This window comes from Salinicoccus jeotgali (assembly GCF_039538805.1).
Classification (GTDB): domain Bacteria; phylum Bacillota; class Bacilli; order Staphylococcales; family Salinicoccaceae; genus Salinicoccus; species Salinicoccus jeotgali.
Genome location: NZ_BAABCK010000021.1, coordinates 100,919 through 113,391, shown reverse-complemented (window position 1 = coordinate 113,391; position 12,473 = coordinate 100,919). Strand labels below are relative to the sequence as shown.

At 46.6% G+C, this 12,473-nt stretch carries 11 protein-coding genes, 1 pseudogene and 1 riboswitch; of the genes and pseudogenes, 4 read left to right on the top strand and 8 right to left on the bottom strand.

Annotated features, from left to right (window positions below; all coding sequences use genetic code 11):
* A pseudogene (locus ABD734_RS06150) lies at positions 1 to 117 on the top strand (IS30 family transposase); the annotation flags it as partial.
* A 68-nt stretch (positions 118 to 185) separates the two neighbouring features.
* On the opposite strand, the gene ABD734_RS06145 reads toward ABD734_RS06150, so the two are convergent.
* Both ABD734_RS06145 and metK read right to left on the bottom strand, forming a co-directional pair.
* A complete protein-coding gene (locus ABD734_RS06145; protein WP_344702435.1) occupies positions 186 to 1,094 on the bottom strand; it encodes a nuclease-related domain-containing protein in 909 nt (302 codons plus the stop codon).
* Positions 1,095 to 1,283: 189 nt separating this feature from the next.
* Positions 1,284 to 2,477, bottom strand: a complete 1,194-nt coding sequence (gene metK / locus ABD734_RS06140; RefSeq protein WP_344702433.1) for a methionine adenosyltransferase — start codon at positions 2,475 to 2,477, stop codon at positions 1,284 to 1,286.
* Between the two features lie 91 nt (positions 2,478 to 2,568).
* A riboswitch (SAM riboswitch) is annotated at positions 2,569 to 2,672 on the bottom strand.
* 148 nt (positions 2,673 to 2,820) lie between these two features.
* Between metK and pckA the strand changes: the two genes are divergently transcribed.
* Positions 2,821 to 4,401, top strand: coding sequence for a phosphoenolpyruvate carboxykinase (ATP) (pckA, locus tag ABD734_RS06135; protein ID WP_344702431.1), 1,581 nt, complete (start codon positions 2,821 to 2,823; stop codon positions 4,399 to 4,401).
* A gap of 72 nt (positions 4,402 to 4,473) precedes the next feature.
* Here the strand turns inward: pckA and ABD734_RS06130 are convergent, their stop codons facing one another.
* Positions 4,474 to 4,932 carry an NUDIX domain-containing protein gene (locus tag ABD734_RS06130; RefSeq protein ID WP_344702429.1) on the bottom strand — a complete coding sequence of 153 codons (459 nt, stop codon included), beginning with the start codon at positions 4,930 to 4,932 and terminating at the stop codon, positions 4,474 to 4,476.
* A 95-nt stretch (positions 4,933 to 5,027) separates the two neighbouring features.
* On the opposite strand from ABD734_RS06130, the gene yidD reads away from it, so the two are divergent.
* Positions 5,028 to 5,270, top strand: coding sequence for a membrane protein insertion efficiency factor YidD (yidD, locus tag ABD734_RS06125; RefSeq protein WP_344702428.1), 243 nt, complete (start codon positions 5,028 to 5,030; stop codon positions 5,268 to 5,270).
* A 45-nt stretch (positions 5,271 to 5,315) separates the two neighbouring features.
* On the opposite strand, the gene menE is transcribed toward yidD, so the two are convergent.
* From menE to ABD734_RS06100, 5 genes are read right to left on the bottom strand one after another with little or no spacing between them, the layout of a single operon-like run.
* Positions 5,316 to 6,716: an o-succinylbenzoate--CoA ligase gene (gene menE, locus ABD734_RS06120; RefSeq protein ID WP_344702426.1), complete on the bottom strand. Its 1,401-nt coding sequence runs from the start codon at positions 6,714 to 6,716 to the stop codon at positions 5,316 to 5,318.
* A gap of 53 nt (positions 6,717 to 6,769) precedes the next feature.
* Positions 6,770 to 7,591, bottom strand: a complete 822-nt coding sequence (gene menB / locus ABD734_RS06115) for a 1,4-dihydroxy-2-naphthoyl-CoA synthase (protein WP_344702424.1) — start codon at positions 7,589 to 7,591, stop codon at positions 6,770 to 6,772.
* The gene (menH, locus tag ABD734_RS06110) at positions 7,554 to 8,378 is read right to left on the bottom strand and encodes a 2-succinyl-6-hydroxy-2,4-cyclohexadiene-1-carboxylate synthase (protein WP_344702422.1); all 825 of its coding nucleotides are present in this window, start codon (positions 8,376 to 8,378) and stop codon (positions 7,554 to 7,556) included. Before menH ends, menB begins: the two co-directional genes overlap by 38 nt.
* Positions 8,368 to 10,038: a 2-succinyl-5-enolpyruvyl-6-hydroxy-3-cyclohexene-1-carboxylic-acid synthase gene (gene menD / locus ABD734_RS06105; RefSeq protein ID WP_344702443.1), complete on the bottom strand. Its 1,671-nt coding sequence runs from the start codon at positions 10,036 to 10,038 to the stop codon at positions 8,368 to 8,370. The genes menH and menD overlap by 11 nt, the downstream gene beginning before the upstream one ends.
* Positions 10,038 to 11,402 carry an isochorismate synthase gene (locus ABD734_RS06100; protein WP_344702420.1) on the bottom strand — a complete coding sequence of 455 codons (1,365 nt, stop codon included), beginning with the start codon at positions 11,400 to 11,402 and terminating at the stop codon, positions 10,038 to 10,040. Before ABD734_RS06100 ends, menD begins: the two co-directional genes overlap by 1 nt.
* A 120-nt stretch (positions 11,403 to 11,522) precedes the next feature.
* Between ABD734_RS06100 and ABD734_RS06095 the strand changes: the two genes are divergently transcribed.
* Complete coding sequence (locus ABD734_RS06095; protein ID WP_344702418.1) at positions 11,523 to 12,440, top strand: 1,4-dihydroxy-2-naphthoate polyprenyltransferase; 918 nt, start codon at positions 11,523 to 11,525, stop codon at positions 12,438 to 12,440.
* Positions 12,441 to 12,473 lie beyond the last annotated feature (33 nt).

Genomic DNA, 12,473 nt, shown 5'->3' with positions numbered 1-12,473 from the left:
GTCTCGTCTGTCGCTTCAAGAAGAAACCACATACCGAGAAAATCATTGAACTACCGGACACCATTGGAAGTCTTTTTGAGTTACATGGGTGAAAAGGAACTGTCTAGCTTATTTTGACAAACGAAAGAATAAAAGCCTTATAAGAAAATTATAAGGCTTTCAGTCCATCAAAACAAAAGTTTCGCTTATGGATTCAGTTGGAATATCGCTTCTGCAATTTCATCCAGGTCTTTAACCGTATACTGGAACCGGCCGTGGAAGACATATTTCATGAAGAAATTTTCAAGTTCCTCCTCGCCCACCAATACTTTTATGGAAGGGTCATTGGAGTAGTTCGCGATGGAATAGTTGCCGTTGTCTTCAGGGTTGAAGTAGATGATCGGCACAACGTCGTACTGGAGCTTGAAGATATTCTTGAGTTTTTCAGCAGAGATTTTAGTTTCTTCGATCGTTTCATTATAATGGTTGACTGCCACATTCTGCTCATTTCCCTTTTCGAATATCAACGTCTGTTCTTTTGCCTTGTCAATATCCAGAAGATCAAAGAAATGTTCTACATAAGGCAACTGTTCAAAATTCTCTTCATTGACACCATGCAGTATATGCCCACTCCAATATTTGGAGTCGATCAAATAGATGCCCGTCCGCGTAAGTACCAGATGATCGATTTTACGGGTGTTCGTGTAATTGCGTGAAGGCAGATACACATTGGAGAGTATGTACATATCCGTCTCCCTGATCTTTTCATCTGCCACAAGGCGGTCCTTCAGCTGTATGAGCGATAGATCAGTCAAGTACTCTCCCTTGTCTACAGTAAACTGGCGCAGGCTTGAAAGTTTATTGTTGAGCAATGTCGTTTCTTCATGATATTTTTCATTGACTGACGACAATTTCTCTTCATGTTCCTGGCGCTCGGCTGCATTATCAGCCTCATATTGTTCGACCAGTGCATCCTTCTCTTTATCATACTCCTCCCGGAGCGTATTCACTTTACCTCTATTCCTGAAATAATAGACCAGGAACGCAATTGCAACGATAAGAAGTAGAATTGCCACCACGATGAATATCGGATTGGTAAAAATATCTGTATTCATGGACTTTCCTCAATTCCTTTCCTGTTTGACTTTCCCGTCTTAATTAAGACTCCGTTCATTATACCGGAAATGCTATATCTTTACATAGAAAAAGTGAGCTTTTCAGGGAAAATAATGCACATGCATCTAAATATCCCGGATTAGCGTACTTATGTAATTTAGCCCCCTGTTTCATAGGGGGCTATCCATTTATTTCATCGTGACACTCTCAAGTTCTGTCTTTATGGCAGCGGCCTTATCAATCTTCTCCCATGGGAATTCAGCATCGTTACGGCCGAAATGGCCGTAGCTCGCCGTCGCTTTATATATCGGGCGCTTTAGGTCAAGCATATCTATGATGCCGTCAGGCGACAAGTTGAATTGCTTCCTTATAACCGCAACGATATCCGACTCACTATATTCAGAGGTTCCAAATGTATCTACTGAGATCGAGACCGGTTCGCTGACCCCTATCGCATAAGCCAGTTGAATTTCACATTTCGCGGCAACTTTCGCCGCCACGATGTTTTTTGCGATATAGCGCGCAGCATAGGCTGCAGAACGGTCGACTTTAGTCGGGTCTTTACCGCTGAAAGCCCCTCCACCATGGCGGGCATATCCTCCGTATGTGTCGACGATGATCTTGCGTCCAGTCAACCCTGCATCACCTTGAGGACCTCCGATGACGAAACGGCCCGTCGGGTTGATGATGTAACGTGTGTCTGCGTCAAGCAGTTCTTCAGGCACCACCTCACGGATGACATGGTTAATGAGATCTTCGCGGATCTTTTCCGTCTCCACTTCTTCATGGTGCTGTGAAGAAATGACGATGGTATCGATTCTCTTTACATTATTTTCCTCGTCGTACTCCACCGTCACCTGAGTCTTACCATCCGGTCGCAGATAATTGATGATCTCTTCTTTACGTACATCCGTCAACCGCTTGGCAAGCTGATGTGCCAAGGCGATCGGCAGCGGCATGAACTCCTCTGTCTCATCGCACGCAAAACCAAACATCAGACCTTGATCGCCTGCCCCTGTTGAAATGGTTGACGAATCGCGCGTTTCAAAAGCGTCATCAACACCTTGGGCGATATCTTCAGACTGTTCATCAATTCCCGTCAGTACTGACATCGTCTTATAGTCATAACCATATTTAGCACGGATATAGCCGATATCTTTGACTGTTTCCCTGACGATTTTAGGAATATCTACATAAGTATTTGTACTTATCTCTCCAACAATCAGTGCCATACCAGTATTGACCACCGTCTCGCAGGCCACCCTGGCATTTTTATCACCTTTCAGTATCTCATCAAGTATCGCATCGGAAATTTGGTCTGCAATCTTGTCGGGATGACCTTCAGTAACAGATTCCGAAGTGAAAAGTCTACGCTCTGCCATTAACTTTATCTCCTTTAAGTATATTAGCTATCTCCCACTGCAAAAAAATAGAGCCTTTTTCTCCATAAGACGAGAAAAGGCTCCGCTCTTCCCCTTATCGATCAGAATCACTTCTGCATCCTTTAGCACCTTTCTTCAGTAAAGAGGTTGCTGGGCTTCATCGGGTATGTTCCCTCCACCGGCTCTTGATAAGAGATAACTTAACCTATAATATACTAGATGAGAGGTTTCAAATCAAGCCATTCTTGTTTGATATTTATTATGTCACCTCAATTATGAATGTGTTATACTAATTCATGAAAAGCTTCATCTATGCATAATCTATAAAACGGGGGCATAAACAATGGTAAACCATTCCGAGTTAATTCAAAATCTCGTGTCGAAGGATGCGGCACACATTCAACTCCCCACTTCCCAACTTGTCGAAAAATCTTTGGAAAGAGGAGAGGGAAAACTGACCAATACGGGGGCTTTGCGTGCAGAAACCGGAAAGTATACCGGCAGAAGTCCTAAGGATCGCTTCATCGTCGAAGATGACACTTCCAGGGACAAGGTTGATTGGGGAGAAGTCAACCAGCCAATTTCCGAAGAAGTCTTCAACAACCTCTTTGCGAAAGTCGTCGACTATCTCGATAAGAAGGAAGAAGTCTTTATCTTCAACGGGCACGCAGGTGCTGACGAGGCAACCAGCCTTGATCTTAGAGTAATAAATGAATACAGCTGGCACAATATGTTTGCCCGCACCATGTTCATCAGACCGGAAACGAAAGAAGCGGCTCTTAACATCAATCCTGACTTCACCATCGTATCCGCCCCGACATTCAAGGCAGACCCTGAAGTCGATGGTACCAAATCGGAAACGTTCATCATCGTTTCCCTCGAAAAAGGCATAATCCTCATCGGCGGTACGGAGTATGCTGGTGAAATGAAGAAATCCATCTTCTCGGTCATGAATTATCTGCTTCCAGAACAAGGAGTCATGAGCATGCATTGCTCTGCCAACGTCGGTGAGAATAAGGATGTTGCACTGTTCTTTGGCCTTTCAGGCACCGGAAAGACGACATTGTCTGCAGATGCGCAACGGGAACTGATTGGTGACGATGAGCACGGATGGAATGAAAATGGTGTGTTCAATATCGAAGGTGGCTGCTATGCCAAAACGATCAATCTATCTGCTGAAAAGGAACCAGAAATCTACCAGGCAATCCGCTTCGGAACGGTTCTGGAAAACGTGGCAGTAGATGAAGAAGGCACTCCGGACTATGATGATAATTCATTGACTGAGAATACACGTGCAGCTTATCCGCTTGATTACATCGACAATGCACGCATCCCTTCAGTGGCAGGCCACCCGAATACGATTATATTCCTGACTGCTGATGCATTCGGCGTGTTGCCTCCCATCTCTAAGCTGACTAAGTCACAGGCCATGTATCATTTCCTAAGCGGCTTCACTTCCAAACTTGCAGGTACAGAGCGCGGCGTCACTTCTCCGCAGCCTGTCTTCTCTACATGCTTTGGTTCTCCATTCCTGCCGCTTCATGCGACAACTTACGCGAATATGTTGGGTGACCTCATCGATAAGCATAACGTCAATGTCTACCTCGTAAACACCGGTTGGTCCGGAGGAGAATACGGCGTCGGCAAGCGTATGGATCTCAAATATACGCGTTCCATGGTAAGGCGCGCCATCAGTGGAGAACTTGTCCTCAATGATTTCGAAGAAGATTCCGTTTTTGGTCTAAGTATACCGGTTTCTGTACCTGGTGTACCGAAGGAGATATTGAATCCGCGCAATACATGGGTATCCGAAGAAGCATATGATGAAAAAGCGAAGCAACTGAAGGAATCATTCATCGAGAACTTCAAAAAGTTCAGTAAAGATTCCGAACATATCGCACAAAAAGGTGGCTTCACAGTCTGATGAAGCTGCCTGCACCATAATAAAAGATCAGGTCGCATTGCGACCTGATCTTTTATTTGTCATCTGGAATGCTCAACTGAAAAAGCCATCAGTTCTACTGATTTCATATATGTAGTGGATGCACGGGTCATCAAGCAGGAAACTCCGCTTTTCTTCTGGCACTGCCTCTATCGAAGGGTAGACGACAGGGCCATAAGTTTCCATGTATTCACATTTGAAGAAAAGGTCATCGACGATGCCGAAGTAGACTCCTTTTTTGAATGGTTGGGTGCCATGTACAGTATATGCCCCCATATACTTGAGTTCGGCGAGGCTCGCGCCCGTCTCTTCAAACACTTCCCGTTGCAATGCTTCTCTGAGCGTCTCACCATCTTCCAACTTGCCACCCGGGAATTCAATGCCGCGGACCTTATGTTCTGTGAATAGATATTTTCCATCCATCTTGCAGATTCCCAGCACATGGTCTGCATCTTCTGCACTATTTGGGTCAAAAGTGACCTTGCGTTCATGATGATCTGTAAATTCCAGCATTGCATCCTCTCCAAATCGATTTTGAGTCTTAAATTTGATTAAATCCAGTGTACCTTATATTATGGAAGTTATAAATAAAAGAGCGGTGATAACAAATGAAATCAATCCTTCTATCCATGATTCGTTTTTACCAGAAGGCCATCTCCCCGATGTTTCCACCAAGCTGCAGATTCTATCCGACCTGTTCGAACTACAGCATCGATGCTGTACAGGAACATGGCGCTTTAAAAGGCGGGTATCTGGCTGTCAGACGCATACTCAAATGCCACCCGTTCCATGAAGGCGGTTTTGATCCTGTGCCGGTAAAAAATAAAAAAAGAAGCGACAGTTCGACATGACCTTGAGGGCCTGCGCATGATGCAGGTTTTCAGGGTCATGTCATTTTAATGACTGCCATTTTTACTTTGATCGTAAACTTGCTGGTTTTGTCCCCGTGAAACCTTGCCAGTCGAGGTCATTATAATATTTTCAACCACTTTTATTTCTTTCGGCAGCTTGTAGCGGGCTAACCTTGCCTCGAGATGCCCCATCAGATTACTTTCTTGTATCGTTTCACCTGCTGCTTCTACGAGCAGAACAGGCACTTCGCCCCATTCATCATCCTGACGCTTCACTACAGCGGAATTCGCAACTTTTACATATGCGTTTGCTGCGTCCTCTATTTCTTTCGGATAGATGTTCTCTCCGCCGCTGATGATCAGATCTTTACGCCGATCAAGGATATAGAGGTAGCCTTCTTCATCCAAATATCCCATATCACCTGTCCTAAAGAATTTTTCAGTGATTTCGATATCTGCATTCAGGTAATGTCCTATGACAGGGCCGCCCTTGACCAGTATTTCTCCATCGTTTGCATGGTCGATTGCCACTTCCACATTATCCAATGGCCGCCCTGCAGTGCCTTCCAGGATTTTCGGGTCGTCGGCTCCAATCGAGACGATCTGCGAACATGTTTCCGTCATGCCAAAAGAGTTGTAGACCGGCAGCCCTTTTGATAATGCCTCTTTCAGTACCTCTCTGGTCACGCCTGCTCCACCGAGCAATATGCCTTCAAGCCTATGGTCAGGAATAGAATGTGCCATCAGTCTCTTAAGCATTATCGGAACCATGCTCGTATGCGTTATGTCATATTCGACAACCTTCTGCCAGATGCGCGCTTCGTCAAACTTGTCGACCAATACCATCGGACATCCCGCGATGACGGACCGCATAAGAATCGAAAACCCCGATATATGATAGATCGGATTGACGTTCATCCAGACGCTCGCATGCCCATAGCCGAATCGTTGTTCACATCCCTTGGCAGAAGTGAAATGGTTCCTGTAACTTTGGGGTACGGCTTTCGCCCGGCCTGTGGTGCCCGAGGTGAACATGATGGATAATGTTGTTTCACCGGCTGGGGAACCGACCTTGTAATCGAGTGGCTCCAGTTCATATAAATCAGTGAGATCATATAGACGGTGCCCTTCCAATTCGAAAGGCTTTGTTGTTATGACCGTGTCCACATTAATATCTCCAAGCTGAACTGTAATTTCACGTGCTGTCAGACGAGTATTGATCAGGATGATTTCAATTCCCGCAATCATTGAAGCATGTACCAGAACGACTGCTTCCAGTGTATTACCGATATAGAGTCCCACTCGATTACGGTCGAGCCTTTTCAGGTGTCTGCTCAGTTTCAAAGCTTCTTTGTAGAGACTTTTGAAGCTTAAATGCTGACCTTCGTAGACTACTGCTGTTTTGTCGGGCTGCTCCTCTGCTTGTGCTTTCAGCCATTCATACATAAATGTCTCACCTCTCAAAAGAAAGCCCATCATATGATGGGCTTTACGATTTCTTATGGGAATCTCGGGAATTGTCCGAAATCAGGCTTTCTTTTTTCTTTGAATGCTTCGCGTCCTTCTTTTGCTTCATCAGTGGTGTAATAAAGGAGTGTCGCATCCCCAGCCATCTGCTGAATACCCGCCAAACCGTCTGTGTCAGCGTTCATTCCAGCTTTTAGCAGGCGTAGTGCTGTCGGGGAGTGCTCGAGCATTTCCTGACACCACTGGACTGTTTCGTCTTCTAGCTGTTCAAGCGGCACTACAGTATTGACGAGTCCCATATCGAGGGCTTCCTGGGCATCGTACTGACGGCACAAGTACCAGATTTCTCTCGCTTTCTTATGGCCGACGATGCGTGCAAGGTAACCGGAACCGTAACCTGCATCAAATGAACCGACTTTCGGGCCTGTCTGGCCAAAGCGTGCATTATCTGCTGCAATAGTCAGGTCGCACACCACGTGCAGAACATGTCCACCACCGATTGCGTAGCCTGAAACCATCGCCACTACCGGCTTCGGAATGACCCGGATGAGTCGCTGCAGATCGAGTACGTTCAATCTTGGAACGTTGTCTTCCCCTACATAACCACCGTGTCCGCGTACTTTTTGGTCGCCGCCTGAGCAGAATGCCATATCGCCTTCCCCAGCCAGCACGATGACACCGATTTTTTCATCGTCCCGCGCTCTAGTGAATGCATCAATCATTTCATTTACTGTCAGTGGTGTAAAAGCATTGCGTACTTCAGGACGATTGATTGTCACTTTAGCGATGCCATTATAATATTCATATTTAATTTCTTCATATTCGCGAATCGTTTGCCATTCTCTTGCCATCATTCATTCCTCCTGATAAATAGTCTAATAGTAGTATACCAAACTTCGGGCCTGCTTCCATATGAATATTATGCCCTGCCCCATCTATGATCTCCAGTCGGGCATCAGGCATATGCAGAGACATGCGAGTATTGATATCGATGAATTTCTGGTCCTTACTGCCTACCGCCAAAAGAATCGGCATGTGGAGCCGGGATAATTTTGTCCAGTAGGAAGGTTGCACCCCGGTCCCATATTTCAACAGGCTGTCAGCCACTTCCTCCGGTTTTTGGGCCAACCGGTTTTCACGCTGTCTGGCCTGGTCATCACGGGTCATTGTTGCTTGACTCGAAAAGAGGGGCAGCATTTCCCATTGTGAGATAAAGGCGGGATAATCCCGTAATATTTCATCAGCACGACTTTGATCCACCTGTCGGCGTATAGCACGATCTTCCTTGGAAGCTATGCCCGGTGAAGTGCTTTCCAATATCAGCCGCTTCACATAACCCGGGTGGTTGATTGCGAATGACAGCGCCACACGCCCGCCCATCGAATAGCCGTAGATATCCGCTTGGGTAATTGAGAGTGACTCAAGCATCCCAGCCAAAGCATTCGCGATTGTTTCGATACCGTAGTCTTGTCCTATGCTCTTTGATTGCCCAAACCCTGGCAAGTCTACAGTGATGATGTTGCGGATGCCATCGAGCTCGGTCGATATCTGTGCCATGCTCGACTTATCCGAGAGGAAGCCGTGCAGGATCACTATAGTTTCTGTTTTACCGTTATCTTCAAAATGATAATTAAGTTCCATAAGATTGGATCATCTCCTGCACCTTGAACCGCAGTTGTTGATGACTCTCCACGTTAGCATCTCTATCCGTCCTGATTTCCATGATATTCCGGCCAGCTGCCGACATATCATCTTCAGTGATTGCCTCTGCCGCCTCCACCAATCGGTAGTTAAAACCGTACATGGCAGCAGCGTGTGAGAAATCGATGCTGATCGGCGTACCGAAAAGGCGTTCATAGTGGGTGGCTTCCTGCTTTTGGGGCAGGAAGCCAAAGATACCGCCACCATTATTATTGAAGACGATGATGTTGATGTCGATCGATTCAAGCTTTGATATGAGCAATCCGTTCATATCATGGTAAAGGGCAATATCACCAATGATCAGAGTGACTGGTGTCTTTGTAGCCATACCTAAAGCGGTCGAAACGACACCGTCTATGCCATTCGCGCCCCTATTGGCTAAGATCTTGTGGCGATTGCCAACATCATACCGTTCAACATCCCGTATCGGCATGCTGCTGGAAACGAACAGTGTGCGGTCCTCCGGCAATCGTTCAAGCATCTCGTACATGAATCTGCCTTCATCTTTATAATCCGGCATCTGCGTCATGATGTAGTCACGGATGGCAGCATCGACCCCAGCGAACCACCCTTTGACGGTGGAGCTTCCCCCTTCAAAATCCATGGAACGGAGTATGTGTCCGATAGAACCGACAAATACCCTTTCCGGCGTTTTCGGATAAGTCTTCAACTGTTGATGCTCACTGATCAGATATTGTGGGATGGATGTCTGGGACAAGAAGCTGTTGAGTGCCTTTGAAGTGAATGGATCGCCGATTCTGATAATGAAGTCGACTTCATTATCAAGCCAAGCCTTCTGCTCTTCAGAAAGGCTGCCGAACAGAAGATCATGGTGTGTGACTGTCGCAGCCTTCATTCTTATATGTTGCCTCGGATCGGTGATGACCGTCAGCCCCTTGTTCTCCATCAACGGTAAAAGACCCTCGAGATCTTCGATGGTCTCCCCTATGAAGACGATGCCACTTCCTTTAAAGGTGAAGCTTGGCACTGGCCCTGTAATCTGGGCAGGAGGCTCCGATCTACTCCTGAAAAAGAGGTCTGTTCGCGTCAAATCAGGCATCAATGGCTCGCGGATGGGTACATTGATATGAATAGGGCCCCGATTGGCACCAAAAAAGTATTGGGCTCCCTGGAGTACCTTGGCTTCCAATAAGTTCTGACTGCTCAAATGACCATCAGCAATCGGCAACTCCGTATAGTATTTCGTATAGTTGCGGTACATATCTTCCTGACTGATCGACTGCGGTGCCCCGACATCCCTCAGCTCATGTGGCCGATCTGCCGTCAAGGCAACGAGCGGCACATGGCTGAGGCCTGCTTCTGCGATTGCCGGCGTATAGTTTGCAGCCGCTGTACCTGATGTACAGATCAAAGCCACAGGTTCACTTGAATATTTGGCGATTCCAAGCGCAAAAAAAGCCGCGCTCCGTTCATCCGGGTGGACATGCGTCTTCATGCCCGGGTGCATTTCTGCTCCGATGGCCAGAGGTGTCGAGCGCGAGCCTGGGCTGATGACGCATTCGCTGACGCCTTGGGCATATAGCAGGTCAATCAGAGTAAAGACTTGATATGTCATATTGTCTTTATGATCTTTAGTCATCACTCCGGTTCCACCCCCAGCACATTCAGCATCGGGGTGAATTTAATCCGGGTCTCCTCATGCTCCTTCTCACTGGAAGACCCTCTGACTATTCCACAGCCCGCAAACAGCGTGGCGCTTTTCGAATTAAGGAGCATTGATCTTATGGAAACGACAAATTCGCTGTCGTCATTTTCATGGATCATACCAAGCGGTGCCGCATACAACCCCCGAGTACCGTATTCATTTTCCATGATGTAATCCCGCGCCTTATCTTTCGGCATCCCTCCAACAGCAGGAGTCGGATGAATGGCATCAAGTAGTGCAAATAAACTCGCATCTTCAGCAAGTTTTGCACTGATCGGTGTATGGAGATGATAGATGTACCTATTTGACAGTATGGCCGGACCTTCAGCAAATTCGATATCCTCTGTATATGGCTCCAGATTCTGGACAATCGATTCCCGGACCAATTCATGCTCGTAACGGTTCTTCTCATCATTCAGAAGGAACGCCTTCTGCTGCTCATCAGTCGCTTCTACACCCGTGCGCTCTGCCGAACCGGCAATCGCATTAGTACGGAGCACGCCGTCCTTGATGTCAAAAAGCTTCTCTGGGGATTTGGAGATGAAGATCGACTGACCCTTTTCGTAATATATCGTATAAGTGCCCGATTCATCATTCAACCTATCCAGGAGGTAGAGCGGATCAGCCTGCGCCTTGAATGTCAGCAACCTCTGCCTGGCAAGTACAATTTTCCTGAAGTCGGTGTCGTCCAGGACCCCAAGCGCCTCATCCACTAACGCCTTCCACTCTTCCGGGAAGATATCTTTCATCATATGGACTTCGGGCGCCTGAGCTGGTTCTGGAGTGATGGCTCCAATCTCCCGAAGCTTGTCGCTGATATCTATAAGGATCTCATCAAGATCCACTTCGTCTGTCCTTACCGTATAGAACAACTCACTATTCGCCAAGTCAAACTGCCACTTCGGCAGATGGAATTCCACCATGCCGAAATCGTTCCATTCGTCCGTCGTGTCCTTATCATCAAAGCGTGTACCTCCGAACAGACCTAAAGAAGAAGCCATCCCATCCTTCACAGCCACTTGCTGGATTTTTTGAAATAGAGATGTCTTCTGCTCCTCAAGGACTTCCGCCGAATACTTATCCCGCTTTATGCTTTCCTGGAATTTGATGCCTATGGAATCATAGCGGCCATCCTTCGAACGGAACCAATATCTGGACCCTTGTGCATCATGGAAATGCGAAAATATCTTCCGCTCATTTAAATCAAATCCGTCAATTGGCATTTGCAGACTCAAGTACTTTTTATCAGTATCAAGTTTGAGGTCATCCAGAATACGCTGGTAAGCTTCCAAATTCATTGCTACACACTTCTTTCTGCATAATTAATACCATTTTATCATTTATTTATTTCCCTGTGTATGATAACAGGTTAATTGTGATAAAATTGTTATCATCATAGATACAAAGGAAGATAAAAAATGCAAGGAACAGATACACATACTGGGATAAGGAAATATATAAGCCTGACACGGCCACATACGCTGACCGCCGGCTTCATCCCCGTGCTTGTGGGTACTGCAAGCGTATTGTTATTCTCGTCGATCAGATGGGATATGTTTTTCGCCATGCTGATCGCAACACTCCTCATACAGTCTGCAACCAATATGTTCAACGAGTACTTCGACTTCAAAAAAGGACTGGACAGTGAGGATTCGGTCGGCATTGCAGGTGCCATCGTCAGGAACGGTATGTCCCCGCGCATCGTCATGACCATTGCAGTCATATTTTATGCCCTTGCTGCAGTGATCGGCATATACATCACCGTCAACAGCTCGGTATGGGTGCTCATAGCCGGCATCATATCGATGGCCGTCGGCTACCTTTACACCGGCGGCCCGTTCCCCATATCATGGACACCGTTCGGTGAAGTGTTTGCGGGGTTCTTTATGGGTACCGTCATCATCATGATCACCTTCTACATCCATACGGGTATATTGCACATCTTCCCGTTTCTCATCTCGATTCCTGTAGCCATCACAATCGGACTTCTGAACATGGCGAACAACATAAGGGATCGTAAAAAGGATAAGGAAAGTGGCCGTAAGACCTTCGTCATATTGGTCGGCAAACCGTTAGCCGTCATGACTACCGGAGTGCTGTTGGCATTCGCCTACCTGTTCATCACATGGATAGCGATATTCAAACCTTACGGCTCCCTATTTATGCTGCTCACCTTCCTCTCCATACCACAGTTCATAAAGACCGTGAAGTTGATGTGGCAGGGAGACACGCCGCAGGAATTGATTCCCGCGATGGCAGCTATGGGCAAATTGAATTCGATCTTCGGCATCTTATTGACATTGGGTCTTGTCCTCTATGGATTGACGGGAATCTAGAAACTCCGGCACTTATGCCGGAGTTTTTATTTT